This is a genomic window from Flavobacterium aestivum (genome assembly GCF_026870175.2).
Classification (GTDB): domain Bacteria; phylum Bacteroidota; class Bacteroidia; order Flavobacteriales; family Flavobacteriaceae; genus Flavobacterium; species Flavobacterium aestivum.
In genome coordinates, this window is the sequence record NZ_CP113977.2 from 1175933 (window position 1) to 1193631 (window position 17699).

A 17699-nucleotide genomic window follows, 5' to 3' on the forward strand; every position below is an offset into this window, starting at 1 on the left:
GACTATTTGTTATTTTTAGGATGTGTGCATCGTGATCCTTATCCAATTTTGGCAAGGATCATAACGATTTCACATAATATTATTAGGTTTCTCCTTTTGAGGAATTTTAGGGAATTATTTTATGATATCCACTTTAGACCCGTCTTGTAAGTTGATTTGTCCCGTGATGATAACGGTTTCACCATTAGTTAATCCGTTTACGATTTCTACTTGGTCACCAAGGATTTTTCCGGAAGTAACTGTTTTTAGTTTAGCAGTTCCATTTTCTACAACAAAAATCTGGTTGCTGCTCACACTACCCACAAAAGCATTTCTTGGTACAACCATCATAGATTGTTTTTGATTTTTTGAATCAAAGTTTGCCGTTCCATACATACCTGCTTTCAAGTCATTCGAAGCATTGTTGGTGATTTCGATCTCAACTGGGAAGTTTAAAGTTGAATCCGCTTTAGGAGCAATAAAAGTTATTTTTCCTGTAAATGTTTTGTCTGGATAAACACTTGCTGTAACATTTATGTTGTTTCCAACTTTCAAACCTGCTACTTGGCTTTCATTAACGGTAACTTTTAATTTCAATTTAGAAACATTTACAATGTCAAACATTGTTGTAGACGGCGTTCCGGTTAAGATAAAACCAGGCTCAATGTATTTTTTGTTGATGATTCCATTAATAGACGATTTCAATCTAGTGTCCCCAACACTAATTTGGGCTTGCTTTAGGTTGGCTTTTGCATTTGTCAAGGCTAATTTTGCCTGATCTAATTGTTGTTTAGTGATACCTCCGGTTTTGAACGCATTGTCATAACGGTTGTAATCAGACAAAGCATTTTGATAGTTGGCTTCAGCAGTTTGTGCATTTACTGAAACAACATCACTTCTAACAATGGCAAGTGTTTGTCCAACCGAAACATGGTCACCTTCTTTTACAAGAACACTAATTACTTTACCTGATTTCTCAGCAGAAAAACTTAACTCTTGAATAGGTTCAAAATTACCGTTGGCAACAAAATTTAGAGCAACTTCTTCTGTTTTTACTGTATTCACTTTTACGGAAACACTGGCGTTTTTCTCAGCTACAAGAGCTGTTTTTTCGTCATTTTCTTTTTTGTTTTTATTTAATGTAAAAGCAATAAGAACTAGTGCTACTAATATTACGGCTATGGTTACTATGTTTTTTTTCATCTTTTTTTAGTTTATAAGTGTTTTAAGTTCTCCTTTGGATTTGATTAATGTTATTTCTGCAATTTTATAAGCCAATATTGCTCGGGTATAATTGTTTTGTGCTTCAAGGGATGCATTTTCTGCATCTAATAAATCAGTTAATGATGCTAATCCTTGGAGGTAGTTATTCTTGGTGTTTTTTAATATATCACCAGCCAAACGCATATTTTCTTTTTGACTTCCGATGGTTATGATGTTGTTCTCAATTTGAGTTTTTGCATTTCTATAATCCAGATCAAGAGAAAGTTGAGTGTCTTTGATGTTTTCTTGAAGTGATCTAATGTTTACATCGGCTTGGTTTACTCTGGCACGAGTTCCAAAACCTGTGAAAATAGGAACTCTTAAATTTAATCCAATAGCTGAGTAGTCAGACCAATATACGCCGTCTGCGGGTTTTGCAAAAAGTGGTACTTCTGGTCCTTGTCCTATATAATTGTATCCTGCCACTAAAGAAAGTGTTGGGTAATATTCAGCTTTGATGGCTGTTTTTTGGAACTCTAATAACTCTTCTTGTTTTTTCAAAAGCAAATATTCTGTTCTGTTAGCAGTATTTGGAGTTTCGGTCAATGCCACTGGTGTTACTTCAAATTCTGTTTGAGGAATTTCTATAAGAGTTTCAATAGGCATACCCATATAGAACTTCAATGCATTTTCTTGTAAGTCAATTTGATTTTTTACTTGCTGACGTTCCGTGTCTATATTAGACAATTTTACTATGATTCGGTCTAAATCAATTTTTTTAGCCAAACCATTGTCAAATTGACCCTTTACGATGTCGCGAACTTTTGAAGTATTAACGTAATTGCTGTCTAATAAAATCAGTTTTTCGCGTTGTACATAAACAGAATAATAATTATTTGCTACTCTCTCAATTACTTGTTCTTCTGTTAATTGATTGTTTATTTGGTAGAACTCACGAGTAGATTTTGCTGCTCTCAATCCGGTAAAAACAGATTGATCAAAGATTACTTGGTTCAATGTAACTCCAGCACCAGATGTCCATTTTTGTCCAAATGAGGCTTGAATTGTAGTTCCGGGAGCGCCAAATGCTGATCCGTCTATTACATTGGTTTGCAAAATAGGATTGTACGTTAAGCTTCCGTTTGCATGAATTTGTGGCAAGGCTCTTGATCGAACCTCTTGTATTTGGTATTCACTATTTTCAACTTCAAGTTTTGCTTTTTTGGCATCGGCTTTGTTTTGTAAAGCGTATGTTAAGGCATCTTTGAGGGTGAGCGTTTGAACTTGTTGGGCTTCTGCTGTGATCGCAAAAATTAAGAATGTTAATGAAATTATTCTCTTCATAATATATTAGGGTTTTGTAATTGTTTTTCTAGTTCTGTTATTCCACTAGGTGTTGCCATGGCTCTAGTGTGGTATTCTAATGCTTCTAATTCTAATTTTAGTGCTTCTTTTTCAGAACTGGTGTTTTCGTTGATGCTGAAAATTAAAGTGTAATAGAATTTTATATAATTTTCTACATTCAATTCCTTGCGATACAAACCTTGAGCAATTCCTTTTTCAATATTTTGCCTAAAACAACTTTCACATTCTTGAACTTGTTGCGATATAACTTTTTTGTAAATGACAGGATAATGCTTCCTTAATTGATAAATTGGTGATGTGTCCGTTGCTTTAAACATCTCCTTAAAGGTTCTTCTAATCTCAAAATTCTCTTCTATCGAATTGTAATTTTTGGCAACAATAGTCTCAATCATTTGAAATATTTCTTTATGAACTTCTTGTGTGCTTTCCTCAATCAACAATTCTTTATTCGAAAAATATTTATAAATTGTTTTTTTTGAAATGCACATCTCACAAGCAATATCATCCATTGTGATGCTCTTGAAACCGAGTTTCAAAAACATATCTTTTGCCTTTAATACGATTTTTTGTTTCATTTTATGGGTAACTTAATTGTAATTAGTAATCTGAATTATATAATACAGTAAAAGTTAGTTATCAAATGAGTTTTGGTTGTTCGTTAATGCTACTAAGAACTGGTTATTCTTAATGTGTAAATTCTAAGTTGGCTATGAGTTTGATGTCTTTGCCTACTGCATAACCTCCACTTTGCGAAAGCATATTATAGTTTAACCCAAAATCCTTGCGGTTAATGTTTCCGGTAATTTCAAATGAAGCTTTTTGAACGCCATTGTAATTATTGAATCCGATAAATTCGGTGTCTAATTCTACCATTTTTGTAATGTTCTTTATGGTTAAAAAACCTTTCAAAAAATTGATGTTTTTGTTTATTTTCTCAAAAGAAGTCGATTTGAATTGTATTACTGGTGACTCGTTTTTGTCAAAAAAATCAATCAGTTTTAAATCCTTGTTTTTTTGATTAGAGTTGACTTCTTTGTCATTTACATTCAGTAAAAATTCAATCGATGCATCTTCCACTTGATCATTTTGGATAGCTACATGTCCTTTGAAATTGTTTTTAGATCCTGACATGTAATCTATTAGAGAATGTCTAGTTTTTATTAATACGTCTGATTCGTTTGAATCAATTGCCCATTCATTTTCCATGATACTTATTTTTTGTAGTGTTAATCCCTTGCTCTAAGTTTTGTAAATTTTTAATGGTACAAATGTAAGAAGGAAACTTTAAACACTAACAAAGTTTCCAATGTTTTTTTTAAAATATTTTTACTTTCAAAAACTGTGCCACTTTTTTGCCACATTTTAGAAAGTAAAAATCACTTTTGAATTGTATCTTTGGGGCTTTAAAACCTGAGTTCATAAGACGACGGAAAAGTAAATTAGACCTTATTATATGCACACTATTCATCAGTATCAAGAATTTTTTATTACTTATTTAGAAAATCAAACGATTAATAAAAAACCAGAAAATTTATACGCACCTATAGATTATATATTAAGGTTAGGAGGAAAAAGAATGCGTCCGGTTTTGACATTAATGACTTCCGAAGTTTTTAATGTTGATTATAAGAATGCACTTCCGGCTGCAATGGCGGTTGAAGTTTTTCATAATTTTTCCTTAGTGCATGATGATATTATGGATGATGCGCCTTTAAGAAGAGGTTCGCCAACTGTTCATGAAAAATGGAATATCAACACTGGAATTCTATCGGGTGATGCTATGCTTATATTGGCTTATCAGTATTTTGAGCAATATGAACCAATAGTTTTTAGGGATTTAGCCAAGTTGTTTAGTAAAACTGCACTTGAAGTTTGTGAAGGACAACAATGGGATGTGGATTTCGAAACTCGAAAAGATGTTACCATTCCAGAGTATCTTAAAATGATTGAGTATAAAACAGCTGTTCTTGTAGCTGCAGCTATGAAAATGGGAGCTATTATTGCAAAAGCGTCCGAAGAGAATGCTAATTTGATTTATGATTTTGGACTTTACTTAGGATTAGCTTTTCAATTACAGGATGATTATCTTGATGCTTTTGGGGATCCGGAAACTTTTGGGAAACAAGTTGGAGGAGATATTATCGAAAATAAGAAAACCTATTTGTATTTGAAAGCATTAGAATTTTCTAATGATCAACAAGCGGAGCAGTTACAGAGTTTGTTTGCTGTTCAATATGATGATAATGATAAAAAGATAGATGAGGTGAAAAATATTTTTATTCAAACAGGTGCTTCATCAGCAACACAAGAGGCAATAAAAGAATATACATTTAGAGCTTTTGATACCTTGGAGAGAATGGATGTAGATCAGGATAAAAAGGAATTGTTAAGGACTTTTGGAGAAAACCTGATGGGGAGGAATGTTTAGATTTTAGAATGTAGATTTGAAGTTCAGTATTTCATATTAGTTCGTTTTTAAATAAAAAAAATCTTAGAATCAGTTATAAATCAATAATCCGAAATCTAAAATCATCATGTTTATAGCTCCAAAAAATACCGATTTGTTGCTTCAGGAAGCTGAGAAAGAAACGCTTTATGTTAATTTGATTGTTCAAATGAATAAGGATTTTAACTTGGCCAACGAAGGAGTGGATTTTCCGTTAAGTCTTTCGCCAAGTGAATTGAAGCTTCAATTGCACGAAAAGATATACAGGCTCATTCAGTATAAATTTGCTGAGTATCTCAATTTGTTATATATCATTGATGTTTCTGAAGATGAGATAAAAAAACTAGATGGTTCTGATTTAGTGATTCTGGCTGAGGAAGTAGTTTTTCTAATTCTAAAAAGAGAATGGCAGAAGGTTTGGTTTAAGAATTATTATAAGTAAGGTTCTAAGTTACTAAGATGCTAAGTCTATAAGTTGTCTTTAAATATAAAAAATGCCCCGACAAGTTTATAAACTTATCGGGGCATTTTTATAAAGGCTCTAGATTTTATAAAAAACTTATAGACTTAGCATCTTAGTAACTCAGTAACTTCGATCAAAAATAAGCTCTCACAAAAGGCATAAGTGCATCGCCGTACACATTGTCATTTTCGTCAAACAAAACATTATAGGCAAGACCTACGGTTACATTTCCAGTGCGATAACCCACCCCGAGAAACAAAGCAGTATTCCAAAACTGATCGGTATAGGCGCTTTGGCCATAATAGGCATCATAATGATTATTTACATAAGATTCATTTAGATTTATGGAAAGCTGAATTTGAGGAATAGGATTGATGTAAGTAAGGAAGCTTGCTCCGTAAATGCCGGAATCGTAATATCCTTTTGAAGAAACATAACTAGCTTGTAGTCCTAAACCAATATCCAGATAAGGGTTTACATTATAGATTGCACTAGGAGCTATAGAAACATCTGTATAGTTACTTCCAAAACTTAATCCTAAACCACCTCCAAATTGTACTCTTTGCCAAAATTGATTTTGGGGTTGAGGTGTAGCTTGGTATTGAGCTATTACGTTTTCGAAGAAGAACAAAGCCATAAGCATAAAAACAAACTTTGTGGCAGATATAAAACTGTTTCTTTTCATATTCAGAAGCTTTTTTAACATTATTTTAGGTAAAAGTACATAAAATATTGGTTTAAATAAGTTGCTTTGTCGTATTTTTGCCGGACTATTTAACAAAGTATATTCAATAACATTATGGATAGGTTTTCATTTTTAAACGCAGCACATACCGAATTTTTTGCTCAATTATACGATCAATATCTGGAGAACCCAGATAGCGTAGAGCCTAGTTGGAGAAGTTTTTTTCAAGGTTTCGATTTTGGAATGACCACTTATAATGAGGAAAATTCAGTAACCTATACTTCAAGCGTTGCTCCAAGTAATGCTACTCCAAGCGCACTTGAATGTGCTCCGATTTCAGATAAACTCCAAAAAGAATTTAAGGTTATTAAATTAATTGAAGGATACCGTAGTCGTGGACATTTATTTACCAAAACAAATCCGGTAAGAGACAGAAGAGTGTTTTTGCCTTCTTTGGAACTTGTGAATTTTGGTCTTTCAGATTCTGATTTAAATACTGTTTTTGATGCAGCTAAAGTAATTGGAGTTGAACCATGTACATTAAAAGAAATTATCGGGCATTTAGATAGCATCTATTGTCAACATATCGGGATTGAATATATCTACATTCGTAAACCAGAAGTGGTAGAATGGATTCAAAAGAGATTGAGAATCAATGATAACCAACCTAGCTTTTCTACTGAGGAAAAGAAATCAATTCTTAACAAGTTAAACGAAGCAGTTTCTTTTGAGAATTTCTTGCATACAAAATATGTAGGTCAAAAACGTTTTTCACTAGAAGGAGGAGAATCTATTATTCCTGCACTTGATGCATTAATTGAGAAAGCAGCAGAAAAAGGAGTAGAGCAATTCGTAATGGGAATGGCACACCGTGGTCGTTTGAATGTTTTAGCCAATATTTTTGGTAAATCTACTCAGGACATTTTTGGTGAATTTGACGGTAAAGATTACGATCAGGAATACTTTGATGGTGACGTAAAATACCATTTAGGACTTACAGCTGATAAAGTAACAAGATCAGGAAGAAAAATAAATATCAATTTAGCTCCAAACCCTTCGCATCTTGAAACAGTGGGTGCAGTTATTGAAGGAATCACAAGAGCAAAACAAGATAGATATTTCCCAGATGATTTTTCTAAAGTATTGCCAATCGCCGTACACGGAGATGCTGCAATTGCCGGTCAGGGAATTTTGTATGAAATTATACAAATGGCTCGATTAGACGGATATAAAACGGGAGGAACTATTCATATTGTAATTAATAATCAAGTTGGTTTTACAACCAATTACTTAGATGCACGTTCATCTACTTATTGTACAGATGTAGCCAAAGTAACGCTTTCGCCAGTATTGCACGTAAATGCTGATGATGCAGAAGCGGTAGTTCACGCTATGTCATTTGCATTAGATTTCAGAATGCAGTTTGGACGTGACGTATTTATAGATTTATTAGGATATAGAAAATACGGTCATAACGAAGGGGATGAGCCTCGTTTTACACAACCAGTGTTGTATAAAATTATTGCAAAGCATCAAAATCCAAGAGACATCTATGCTGAGAAATTATTGACAGAAGGTGTAATTGATGCTAATTATGTAAACGGATTAGAAAAAGAATACAAATCTAGACTAGAAGAAAATTTAGAAGCTTCCCGTAAAAAAGATTTGACCATCATAACTCCATTCATGAAAAACGAATGGGAAGGATTTGAACAAGTTTCGGATAAGAAAATGCTTGAAAATGTGGATACTTCTTACCCAAAAGAGGAATTGACTAAAATAGCCAATGTAATCTGTAACTTGCCGGAAGATAAAAAGTTTATCAGTAAAATTCAAAAACTGGTAAACGATAGAAAAGCTATGTTTTTTGATACCAATAAGTTAGACTGGGCTATGGCTGAGCATTTAGCTTATGGTTCATTACTAAAAGAAGGTTACGATGTTCGTATTTCTGGACAAGACGTAGAACGTGGTACTTTTTCACACAGACATGCAGTTGTTAAAGTTGAAGATTCTGAAGAAGAAGTTACACTACTAAATAACCTTGAAGGAGCAAAAGGTAAATTCCATATTTTTAACTCATTATTATCAGAATACGGTGTGTTAGGATTTGATTATGGATATGCATTAGCGAGTCCAAAAACACTAACAATTTGGGAAGCACAATTCGGGGATTTCAGTAATGGAGCTCAAATTATGATTGACCAATATATCTCATGTGGTGAAGATAAATGGAACAATCAAAACGGAATTGTGATGTTATTGCCTCACGGATACGAAGGGCAAGGAGCAGAGCACTCTTCAGGAAGAATGGAGCGTTACTTACAATTATGCGCTAGACAAAACATGTATGTTGCAGATTGTACAACACCAGCAAATTTCTACCATTTGTTAAGAAGACAAATGAAAACTACTTTCCGTAAACCACTTGTTGTATTTACACCAAAGAGTTTATTGCGTGACCCAAGAGTGGTTTCTCCAATAGAGGATTTTGAGAATGGAAGTTTCCAAGAAACATTCGATGATACTACCGTAAATAAAGCCGATGTAAAAAGCTTGGTTTTCTGTACAGGTAAATTCTACTATGATATTACAGCAGAGCGTGAGAAAAACGGACGTAATGATGTTGCAGTTGTACGTATCGAGCAATTGTTTCCATTACCAGTTGAACAATTAAAAGCTATTATTGCACAATATCCAAATGTAGACGATTATGTTTGGGCACAAGAAGAACCTAAAAACATGGGAGCTTACGGTTATATGTTGATGAATTTTGATTTAGTAAAATGGAGATTAGCATCATTAAAAGCATATGCAGCACCAGCTTCTGGAAGTTATACGAGAGCAAAACGTCGTCAAGCAGATGCTATACGAATGGTTTTCGATAAAAATTTATTTAGATAAAAAATTGTTTCAGGTTTAAAGTTTCAGGTTTAATGCTAACTTGAAACTTTAAACAATTTAAACTTTAAACAAAAATTGTATGATTTTAGAAATGAAAGTCCCATCACCAGGGGAATCAATCAAAGAAGTTGAAATTGCAACTTGGTTAGTAAAGGACGGAGATTATGTAGAGAAAGACCAAGCAATCGCTGAGGTTGATTCTGATAAAGCAACTCTTGAATTACCAGCTGAAGTAAGCGGAATTATTACTTTAAAAGCTGAAGAAGGTGATACAGTTGCTGTTGGAGCTGTAGTTTGTCACATTGATACAGATGGAGCGAAACCTTCAGGTTCTGCACCAGCTGCTGAAGCACCAAAAGCTGTTGAAGCTCCAAAAGCAGAAGTAAAAGCTGAGGCGCCAAAAGCGGCTCCGGTTGCTGCATCTTACGCTGCAGGAACACCATCTCCAGCTGCTAAAAAAATATTAGACGAGAAAAACATTGCTCCAGCTACTGTAACAGGAACTGGTAAAGCAGGAAGAATTACTAAAGAAGATGCAGTAAATGCTGTACCATCTATGGGAACTCCAACTGGTGGAAGCCGTGGTGTAGAGCGTACAAAATTATCAATGTTGCGTCGTAAAGTTGCTGAAAGATTAGTAGCTGCTAAAAACGAAACAGCAATGTTGACTACTTTTAATGAAGTAAACATGACGCCAATTAATAATTTGCGTAATGAATACAAAGATGCATTCAAAGCAAAGCATGGTGGAGTTAGTTTAGGATATATGTCATTCTTTACTAAAGCGGTTACAAGAGCATTGCAATTGTATCCAGATGTAAACTCTATGATGGATGGTGACCATAAAATCGGATTCGATTTCTGTGATATCTCTATTGCGGTTTCTGGACCAAAAGGATTAATGGTTCCTGTAGTTCGTAACGCTGAAAATTTAACTTTCCGTGGAGTTGAAGCAGAAATTAAAAGATTAGCATTAAGAGCTCGTGACGGACAAATCACAGTTGATGATATGACTGGTGGAACATTTACCATTACAAATGGTGGTGTTTTTGGAAGTATGTTATCTACGCCAATTATCAATCCTCCGCAATCAGGAATTTTAGGAATGCACAATATTATTGAGCGTCCGATTGCTGTAAACGGAAAAGTAGAAATTCACCCAATGATGTATGTGGCACTTTCTTATGACCACAGAATTATTGACGGACGTGAGTCTGTTGGGTTCTTAGTAGCTGTAAAAGAAGCTTTAGAAAACCCATTGGAGTTATTGTGTGATAACAATCCTAAAAAAGCATTTGAATTGTAAATCAACAATCTATTAAATAAGAAAACCGTTTAGTCTTGCTAAACGGTTTTTTGGTTTTAGGATGTGCTATAAAAGCGTAATAAGCAAATGGCTATCTAAAACTTTTGTTCCAGATAGCCATTTTAATTTCTTCAGTTTGGGGCTGAATTCTTTATGAAATTAGCCATTAACTATAATTGTAGGATCCCATACAAAATAGCCAAACAATTTCATTGTTCCTGCATTTCTGTCTAGAGTATAAAGAGCAAAACTAATATTATATTGTTCAGTTCCGCTTGAAATTACGTCTGCTTGGTAGAACCAAAATGTCATATTATTAACAACTTGAATAGGTAGTGGAGATGCTCCTACAGATGGTTGAATTCCTGGAGCAGTAAATACTTTAGATGTGAAATCTCCAAATACATTTGAACCACCAAATTTTTGTACATTATACATTATAACTGCACTATTGAAATTGTCATATTCAGATATTGCGTTAAAACGAACTAAGTCCCCAACAAGAGCAGTAATCGTTAAGTCGGCTGTACCACTTCCATTACTTCCTGCTAAATTAGAACTTACCATGTACTGGTATTGATGCCCAATAGGTGTTGGTTTTGTAGAGTCTGTACTTCCTCCGTTTGGGTAATCATTCTGGATTTTATCCGTGTCAATGATTATTTGAATGTTGGTAATCTGTGCAACGTTATTTAAATTTAATGCTGCTTCTAATACTTCTGAATTTTTTAAATTTGAATCCATTTTAATTAATTTAATGATTTTTACCTACTCATTTGATCAGTTTTTCGGTTTCCGCTGATGTGTTATTATAAACCTAAAATTAAAGTAATACATGAGTTTTTTTTAGCGTATAAATACTTGGTTTTGAGTAGTATGTGTGCTTTTTTTGATACTATCTTGTCTGATTGTGAGGATAGATGTAGGATTTGCTAATTTGGGGTAAAGCTTTATTGATCAAAAATTAAAGGAATCTTTTTTTAGTATGTTATCTTGTCTTGAGATAAGGAAACAAATTCATTAAATAAAAAAACCGTTTAGTTAAACGGTTTTTTTATGCTTAGCTTTTCTTCTAAAGCTGAGTTTATTTTTGTTGATATTTCATTATAATCGGGATTGTAATTGTCCCAAATTTTCCAAACAGCATCTATCTTTTTAATAAAATAGGTTTGCCTATTTACTTTGTTAAAAACAATTGTGATATTGTCATTTTCATCTTTCCATTCTAAATTCCAAAACTCTTTTACAGTAAAAATGGCAATGGTTTCGGATATGCTGGAGACTTTAAAATCATAAATTTCAAAATTTGATCTATTGTTGGTGCAGTTCAAATGGTAATTTAATTTCGAATAGCTTTCTATAACGTCAGTAATTCTTTTTGATAACGGGCCATCAGTAAAAAAGAATTTTGACAAACTTGCTACTTTGACTTCTGGTAGTTTTTTCAAACAATTAAATTCTTCTTGACAATAATTTGTAATAAGTTCTTCAAAAAAGGAAACAGGTTCAATTTTGCTCTCTAATTCAGATGATTTACCGAGATCTATTGCTTCGTTATTTAAAAAACTATTTAAGGAAGGATATCCAATAAAAATGGCCAATTTGTCTAAGCTTTTCAGGAAACGCAAATCTGAATTTTTTGTTTCCGATGGGTGATTTGTGAAAATTCTTTGTAAAGTCATACTCGAAATGGAGCATCCAAGTTCGTTTCTCTTTGAGCCTTGCATGAACTCTGATTTTTCTAAGCGGTCAGTGATTATTTCTGATAAGATAATATAGTGTGCTCTCTTCCATTCTTTGGTCCCAGACAAAGTGCTGTTCTGTATAATGGGATGAGATTGTATGCCTTTTTTTAGTTTTTCTATTATGAGTTCCATAGTACTAATCTTTGTTTGTAATAGCTAATATTCTCTCATATAACAGTTAATGTTATTTGCTGTTAATGACTGATCGCTAAATAGTTATGAAAAAGATATGTTGTAGTTGTGGTTCTTTTAGTGTTAATATATTGCTAAAATTACATATAAATTTGTTAAATAAATTAATAACCTAAAAAAAACTAAAAATTATGAAAAAACAATTTATTAAAAACATTGCTAGAAAGATTGCGATCCTGTTTGTGGCCATACTTGCGTTTGTGTCATGTGAGAAAAACAACGAACAGTCAGAAGATGTTCAAGGGAAATTAATGGATGGAGAGGTTAATTTGCTGGATAAAGGGAGATATGGACTGGCTCCATTTTCTGAAGAATATTTGAAAAGTATAGTGTTCTTATCTCCAAAAGAATACCGTTTAGAAATTGCAAAATTCAGGCCAGATCTGAAATCACTTTCTGAGAAATCGTCTTTATCTGCTGCAGTTGCTTCGGTAAAAAACTTGCCAACTCCTCCGGTCGGTGATCAAGGAAGTGAAGGTTCATGCGTTGGTTGGGGAGTAGGATATGCAGCTCACAGTATTACTCGTTATATTAATAATACAGTGCATCAAAGCAATTGGGCAGGTGCTTCAAGGAGTGCGGCTTATGTTTACAATCAAATAAAATTAGGGAATTGCGGAGCAGGTTCATATCCGAATGATGCAATGAATTTAATTCAGAATCAAGGAGAATGTAGTAATTCACAAATGCCCTATGTAGCAGGAAGCTGTTATGTTATGCCATCAGCTCAACAAAAAACTTGGGCAGCGGGAAGAAAATCAGGTGGTTGGTTTAATGTGAACCCTAGAAATACATCAGATATTAAATATTACCTTAATCAGAATTATGCTGTAGCGGTATGTTTCAACGTGAATCAAAGTTTTTATGACATTCGTAATAACAATTATGTTTGGTCTAGCGTCTATGGATCTACACAAGGAGGTCATTGTGTTTGTATTGTAGGATATGATGATGCTACACAACTTTTTAAAGTACAGAATTCCTGGGGATCTGGATGGGGACGTAGTGGTTTCTTTTATGTAACGTATACTAATATTGCAAATGGGGCATTCAACTGGGCGGGTTGTATTATTCCTAATCCATCAGCGAATATTTAGTGTATAAATCAATTCTCAAATTTATATAATATAAAAAAATCCCGTTTGATTGTCAAGCGGGATTTTGTTTACGCAATCATTTTGAAAATGAATATTTTTATTTCTTCAAATACAAACAATGGTTAAAGTAGTCAATTATCGCTTTGCCTTCCATCAAAACATCGGCACCAATAATGCCGTGTACAGGTTTTACCTTATAATGGTTTAATGCTTCATTGACATGTGATAAATCAAAGATTACAAGTTCAAAATTAGAATTTTTCCAATTACCTAATTGCAGTTTATTCGAAGTTGCAATTTGAGTTAACATGCCCGTTGCACCAGCTCCTGATGCTTTAGTTTTAGAGTTTTTGGCTTCTAGTGTAAAATATTCTATACTTTCAAACCCCACACAACTGTTTGATGCACCAGTATCTAAAATAAAATTTCCCTTAATGCCATTGATTTTTGCTTTAATTAAAAGATGTTGTGTTTTGGTAATTTTAAAAGTTACTTTTTTATAATCTTCTTTTTCAAGGATTTCGTGCAGGTTTTTCATGGGTTATACCGAAAAGGGGTGAAATTTTAAGCAAAGTTCGCAAAGTTTTATGGAAAAGGTTCTTTTAAATTGTAATTTTGCCCTTTAAATTTTTAGCATTGAAATCAGACCTAATTATCACCGATACACATACCCATTTATATTCTGAAGAATTTGACCATGACCGTGGTGAAATGATACAGAGAGCTATAGATTCAGGCGTTACACGTTTTTTTATTCCCGCAATAGATTCTACATGTACAGCTGCAATGTATGAGTTAGAAAGGGAATATTCAGACAATGTTTTCTTGATGATGGGTTTGCATCCTACTTATGTAAAAGATAATTATCTGGAGGAGTTGAAGCATGTTGAAGCCGAATTAGCAAAAAGAAAATTCTATGCTATTGGTGAAATAGGAATTGATTTGTATTGGGATAAGACACATTTAGCAGAGCAGCAAATAGCGTTTAGAAAACAAATTCAGCTAGCCAAACAATACAAACTCCCTATAGTTATTCATTGTCGTGAAGCATTCGATGAAATATTTGAAATTTTAGAAGAAGAAAAATCGCCAGAATTGTTTGGAATATTCCATTGCTTTTCAGGAACCTATGAGCAGGCTTTAAAAGCGATTTCCTATAATATGAAATTAGGAATAGGAGGAGTGGTTACTTTTAAGAATGGGAAAATAGATCAATTTCTGGATAAAATCGATTTGGAGCATATTGTGTTAGAAACAGATTCTCCCTATTTATCTCCAATTCCTTATAGGGGTAAACGTAACGAAAGCAGCTATTTAATTAATGTAGTAAATAAGTTGTCTCAAATTTATGGTCTTTCAATAAATGAGATTGCGCAAATTACAACTGATAATTCTGCGAAAATATTCGGTATTTAGTGCCGATTTTCTGTAATTTTAATATTTTTTTTGTTCTTTTGTCCAATTAAATTGTAAACCAAAATGAATAAATTTGACGCGATTCGGTCTTTTTACGATTCCGAAATAAATGAAGGGATAATAAAGGTAATAGATCATCCGATGATGAAAGCCTTGATGAACTTCTGTTTTCCTGGAGTAGAAGATGAAATTTGGAAAGAACAGCTTCGCAAAACCCATTCTATTCGTGATTTTCAATGCAACTTTATTTATTATGGAGTGCAGCAAGTGTTGGAGAAAAGTTCGGAGGGGTTAACTACATCAGGTTTTGAAAAGTTAGAAAAAAACACCGCATATCTTTTTATCTCCAATCATAGGGATATAGTTTTAGATACAACTTTGCTCAATTCATGCTTGTTCGAGCATGGGTTAGATATGACTTCATCGGCAATTGGCGACAATTTAGTTAAGAAATCTTTTTTAAAAATATTAGCAAAACTAAATAGGAATTTTTTAGTTCAACGTGGATTATCACCAAGAGAGTTATTGGTAAGTTCTAAATTGTTGGCTGAATATATGGCCCAATTGATGTTGCATGAAAATCGTTCGGTTTGGATTGCACAACGTGAAGGAAGAACTAAAGACGGGAATGACGAAACCAATCCTGGTGTTTTAAAAATGATCGCCATGGGATCTGATGAATCAGACGTAATGGACTATTTTAAGAAAATTAAAATTGTACCAGTTTCTATTTCCTACGAATACGATCCTACAGATGCATTAAAAATGCCACAATTACTGGCTGAAGCAAATAATGAAATTTACAAAAAAGAAAAAAATGAAGATTTCATGACCTTGTTGAGTGGTATAATTGGTCAAAAGAAAAGAATACACATACATATAGGAGATATTATCAGTAGTGAAATAGATGATATTAAAAAGAATGTAGATACAACAAATAAGCAAGTGCAGGCTTTAGCACAAGTAATTGACGATTCTATTTTAAGCAATTATAAATTATGGACAACTAATTATATCGCTTATGATATTCTGAATAAGTCCAAAAGATTTGTTCATCTGTATACCGAAAATGAAAAATTAGTTTTCGAACGCAGACTAGAAATGAGAATCGATCACGAGCACCCGGTAGCTAAACAAGGCTTCTTGGCAATGTATGCTAATCCAGTTATTAATAAATTAAAATATACTGATGAAATCTAAATCTAAAATTCTTTTAATTTATACTGGTGGTACAATTGGTATGAGAAAGGATTTTGAAACAGGTGCACTCAAAGCATTTAATTTCAGTAAACTACTCCATAATATTCCCGAATTAAAGTTGTTGGATTGTGAGATAGAAACTTTTTCTTTCGAGGATCCAATCGATTCTTCAAATATGAATCCTGAAAATTGGGCCGAAATGGCTCGTACAATAGAGGATAAATACGATAGTTTTGATGGTTTTGTGGTGTTACACGGTTCAGATACCATGTCATATTCAGCTTCGGCATTGAGTTTTATGCTCGAAAATCTTTCTAAACCAGTAATATTTACCGGTTCGCAATTGCCAATAGGAGATTTGAGAACAGATGCCAAAGAAAATCTAATTACGGCAATTCAAATAGCTTCATTGCAAGAAAATGGCATGCCTTTGATAAAAGAGGTTTGTCTCTATTTTGAATACAAATTGTACAGAGGGAATAGAACAACCAAGATAAATGCAGAGCATTTTAGGGCTTTCATTTCGCCAAATTATCCTTTTTTGGTGGAGTCTGGGGTGCATTTAAAAGTAAATTCAGAATTATTTTTACCTACTCAAGAGGAATCTCAACTAAAAGTGCATGCCCATTTAGATAATAATGTGGCCATCATAAAAATGTTTCCGGGAATAAGTGAAACTGTTCTTTCAGCTATTTTGAATATCGAGAGTCTAAAAGGTATTGTTCTCGAAACTTATGGCGCAGGTAATGCACCTACCGAAGATTGGTTTTTGAGTCTTTTGCAAAAAGCAATTAACAGAGGAATGCATATTGTAAATGTAACCCAATGCTCTATTGGAAGCGTAAGCATGGGGCATTATGAAACCAGTACTTCGATGAAAAAGTTGGGTATTATCTCAGGAAAAGATATCACAACAGAAGCAGCAATTACCAAATTAATGTATTTAATAGGGCAAAACATAAACCCAAAAGACTTCAAAGCTATTTTTGAAACTTCTTTGCGTGGGGAAATGCAATAATATTGAGTTTTTATTTTCAAAACTCAATTATTTTAGTGTTATTTGCAAACCAAAATAAAAAGAGAGGTGTCCGAGTGGTTGAAGGAGCAAGCCTGGAAAGCTTGTATATGGGTAACTGTATCGTGGGTTCGAATCCCATCCTCTCTGCGAGTAAAAACCGTATTATCTTATCATAGATGATACGGTTTTTTGTTTTTTAGATATAGATCAAAAATAGGTCTAAGTTTTACATTCCTTAACTTCCAGAAATGTTTTATTGATGTTTAAAAGATAGTTACATATAAATTTTAGATTGTAATCATCTAAAATATTAGCTACATAAACATTTCTTGCGCCTTATATTTTTCCGAAAATATTTTACTACAAAAAATAATTTAAATTAATCTTTAATTGCTGGTATTAAGTATTTTAACTATATTTATGTAATATAATTTTCTTGTTTTGTTTGAAAAGTGGCAATTCAGCGATGATATTTGATTTTAATCGGGATTTGTTAGTAAGTTGTTGATAATTAGTTAGTTTTGCCGAGCCTTATTTGTTAAATTTTAATACGGATATTTATGAGGAACTTTACTATAAAAATGCTTAACTCCATTAAGTCGTCAATTTTTGTTGTTTTATTTTTGTTACTCCTCTTAATAAAACGCATTTTCTTTTTTTGCAATATTTTCAAAAGGCAA

Annotated in this window: 16 protein-coding genes and 1 tRNA gene; 9 read left to right on the plus strand and 8 right to left on the minus strand. The window is 33.2% G+C overall.

The features are described 5' to 3' along the window. Positions 1–114 precede the first annotated feature (114 nt). From OZP08_RS05195 to OZP08_RS05210, 4 genes are all read right to left on the minus strand, one after another. Positions 115–1182, minus strand: a complete 1068-nt coding sequence (locus OZP08_RS05195; RefSeq protein ID WP_268848618.1) for an efflux RND transporter periplasmic adaptor subunit — start codon at positions 1180–1182, stop codon at positions 115–117. 6 nt (positions 1183–1188) lie between these two features. Continuing rightward, positions 1189–2526 carry a TolC family protein gene (locus tag OZP08_RS05200; RefSeq protein WP_268848619.1) on the minus strand — a complete coding sequence of 446 codons (1338 nt, stop codon included), beginning with the start codon at positions 2524–2526 and terminating at the stop codon, positions 1189–1191. After that, positions 2523–3122 carry a TetR/AcrR family transcriptional regulator gene (locus tag OZP08_RS05205; RefSeq protein WP_268848620.1) on the minus strand — a complete coding sequence of 200 codons (600 nt, stop codon included), beginning with the start codon at positions 3120–3122 and terminating at the stop codon, positions 2523–2525. The genes OZP08_RS05200 and OZP08_RS05205 overlap by 4 nt, the downstream gene beginning before the upstream one ends. Before the next feature lie 109 nt (positions 3123–3231). Continuing rightward, the gene (locus OZP08_RS05210; protein WP_268848621.1) at positions 3232–3753 is read right to left on the minus strand and encodes a YceI family protein; all 522 of its coding nucleotides are present in this window, start codon (positions 3751–3753) and stop codon (positions 3232–3234) included. 247 nt (positions 3754–4000) lie between these two features. Between OZP08_RS05210 and OZP08_RS05215 the strand changes: the two genes are divergently transcribed. Continuing rightward, entirely contained in the window at positions 4001–4975 is a 975-nt protein-coding gene (locus tag OZP08_RS05215) for a polyprenyl synthetase family protein (protein WP_281323152.1), read from the plus strand. 106 nt (positions 4976–5081) lie between these two features. Then, on the plus strand, positions 5082–5435 hold the full coding sequence (locus tag OZP08_RS05220; protein WP_268848623.1) for a hypothetical protein: 354 nt from the start codon (positions 5082–5084) through the stop codon (positions 5433–5435). Positions 5436–5589: 154 nt separating this feature from the next. Here OZP08_RS05220 and OZP08_RS05225 read toward each other — a convergent pair whose 3' ends face one another. After that, positions 5590–6141, minus strand: coding sequence for a hypothetical protein (locus OZP08_RS05225; protein WP_268848624.1), 552 nt, complete (start codon positions 6139–6141; stop codon positions 5590–5592). 114 nt (positions 6142–6255) lie between these two features. On the opposite strand from OZP08_RS05225, the gene OZP08_RS05230 reads away from it, so the two are divergent. Beyond that, the gene (locus OZP08_RS05230) at positions 6256–9045 is read left to right on the plus strand and encodes a 2-oxoglutarate dehydrogenase E1 component (protein ID WP_281323153.1); all 2790 of its coding nucleotides are present in this window, start codon (positions 6256–6258) and stop codon (positions 9043–9045) included. A gap of 79 nt (positions 9046–9124) precedes the next feature. After that, positions 9125–10351, plus strand: coding sequence for a 2-oxoglutarate dehydrogenase complex dihydrolipoyllysine-residue succinyltransferase (gene odhB, locus OZP08_RS05235; RefSeq protein ID WP_268848625.1), 1227 nt, complete (start codon positions 9125–9127; stop codon positions 10349–10351). Positions 10352–10510: 159 nt separating this feature from the next. Here the strand turns inward: odhB and OZP08_RS05240 are convergent, their stop codons facing one another. Together OZP08_RS05240 and OZP08_RS05245 are read right to left on the minus strand one after the other, a co-directional pair. After that, positions 10511–11095 (minus strand): inclusion body family protein, encoded by a 585-nt coding sequence (locus tag OZP08_RS05240; protein ID WP_268848626.1) that lies wholly within the window; start codon positions 11093–11095, stop codon positions 10511–10513. A gap of 293 nt (positions 11096–11388) precedes the next feature. Then, complete coding sequence (locus tag OZP08_RS05245) at positions 11389–12228, minus strand: hypothetical protein (protein ID WP_281323154.1); 840 nt, start codon at positions 12226–12228, stop codon at positions 11389–11391. A gap of 191 nt (positions 12229–12419) precedes the next feature. Here OZP08_RS05245 and OZP08_RS05250 point away from each other — a divergent pair, with 191 nt between their 5' ends. After that, the gene (locus tag OZP08_RS05250; protein WP_268848629.1) at positions 12420–13385 is read left to right on the plus strand and encodes a C1 family peptidase; all 966 of its coding nucleotides are present in this window, start codon (positions 12420–12422) and stop codon (positions 13383–13385) included. A 97-nt stretch (positions 13386–13482) separates the two neighbouring features. Here OZP08_RS05250 and OZP08_RS05255 read toward each other — a convergent pair whose 3' ends face one another. Further along, positions 13483–13923 carry a retropepsin-like aspartic protease gene (locus tag OZP08_RS05255; RefSeq protein ID WP_268848630.1) on the minus strand — a complete coding sequence of 147 codons (441 nt, stop codon included), beginning with the start codon at positions 13921–13923 and terminating at the stop codon, positions 13483–13485. Between the two features lie 98 nt (positions 13924–14021). Here OZP08_RS05255 and OZP08_RS05260 point away from each other — a divergent pair, with 98 nt between their 5' ends. The 4 genes from OZP08_RS05260 to OZP08_RS05275 all read left to right on the plus strand — a co-directional run bounded on the left by OZP08_RS05260 (position 14022) and on the right by OZP08_RS05275 (position 17166). Continuing rightward, the gene (locus OZP08_RS05260) at positions 14022–14801 is read left to right on the plus strand and encodes a TatD family hydrolase (protein ID WP_281323155.1); all 780 of its coding nucleotides are present in this window, start codon (positions 14022–14024) and stop codon (positions 14799–14801) included. Between the two features lie 63 nt (positions 14802–14864). After that, complete coding sequence (locus OZP08_RS05265) at positions 14865–16001, plus strand: 1-acyl-sn-glycerol-3-phosphate acyltransferase (RefSeq protein ID WP_281323156.1); 1137 nt, start codon at positions 14865–14867, stop codon at positions 15999–16001. Then, a complete protein-coding gene (locus OZP08_RS05270; RefSeq protein ID WP_268848631.1) occupies positions 15991–17019 on the plus strand; it encodes an asparaginase in 1029 nt (342 codons plus the stop codon). The genes OZP08_RS05265 and OZP08_RS05270 overlap by 11 nt, the downstream gene beginning before the upstream one ends. Positions 17020–17079: 60 nt before the next feature. Then, positions 17080–17166 (plus strand) — tRNA-Ser (locus tag OZP08_RS05275). Positions 17167–17699 lie beyond the last annotated feature (533 nt).

What these genes read in the sequence shown, in the direction of transcription:
- OZP08_RS05215 (WP_281323152.1), top strand. Translation starts at nt 4,001, where the DNA reads ATGCACACTATTCATCAGTATCAAGAATTTTTTATTACTTATTTAGAA.
- OZP08_RS05255 (WP_268848630.1), bottom strand. Translation starts at nt 13,923, where the DNA reads ATGAAAAACCTGCACGAAATCCTTGAAAAAGAAGATTATAAAAAAGTA.
- OZP08_RS05210 (WP_268848621.1), bottom strand. Translation starts at nt 3,753, where the DNA reads ATGGAAAATGAATGGGCAATTGATTCAAACGAATCAGACGTATTAATA.
- OZP08_RS05265 (WP_281323156.1), top strand. Translation starts at nt 14,865, where the DNA reads ATGAATAAATTTGACGCGATTCGGTCTTTTTACGATTCCGAAATAAAT.
- OZP08_RS05225 (WP_268848624.1), bottom strand. Translation starts at nt 6,141, where the DNA reads ATGAAAAGAAACAGTTTTATATCTGCCACAAAGTTTGTTTTTATGCTT.
- OZP08_RS05200 (WP_268848619.1), bottom strand. Translation starts at nt 2,526, where the DNA reads ATGAAGAGAATAATTTCATTAACATTCTTAATTTTTGCGATCACAGCA.
- OZP08_RS05205 (WP_268848620.1), bottom strand. Translation starts at nt 3,122, where the DNA reads ATGAAACAAAAAATCGTATTAAAGGCAAAAGATATGTTTTTGAAACTC.
- OZP08_RS05195 (WP_268848618.1), bottom strand. Translation starts at nt 1,182, where the DNA reads ATGAAAAAAAACATAGTAACCATAGCCGTAATATTAGTAGCACTAGTT.
- OZP08_RS05250 (WP_268848629.1), top strand. Translation starts at nt 12,420, where the DNA reads ATGAAAAAACAATTTATTAAAAACATTGCTAGAAAGATTGCGATCCTG.
- OZP08_RS05240 (WP_268848626.1), bottom strand. Translation starts at nt 11,095, where the DNA reads ATGGATTCAAATTTAAAAAATTCAGAAGTATTAGAAGCAGCATTAAAT.
- OZP08_RS05245 (WP_281323154.1), bottom strand. Translation starts at nt 12,228, where the DNA reads ATGGAACTCATAATAGAAAAACTAAAAAAAGGCATACAATCTCATCCC.
- OZP08_RS05230 (WP_281323153.1), top strand. Translation starts at nt 6,256, where the DNA reads ATGGATAGGTTTTCATTTTTAAACGCAGCACATACCGAATTTTTTGCT.
- OZP08_RS05220 (WP_268848623.1), top strand. Translation starts at nt 5,082, where the DNA reads ATGTTTATAGCTCCAAAAAATACCGATTTGTTGCTTCAGGAAGCTGAG.
- odhB (WP_268848625.1), top strand. Translation starts at nt 9,125, where the DNA reads ATGATTTTAGAAATGAAAGTCCCATCACCAGGGGAATCAATCAAAGAA.
- OZP08_RS05270 (WP_268848631.1), top strand. Translation starts at nt 15,991, where the DNA reads ATGAAATCTAAATCTAAAATTCTTTTAATTTATACTGGTGGTACAATT.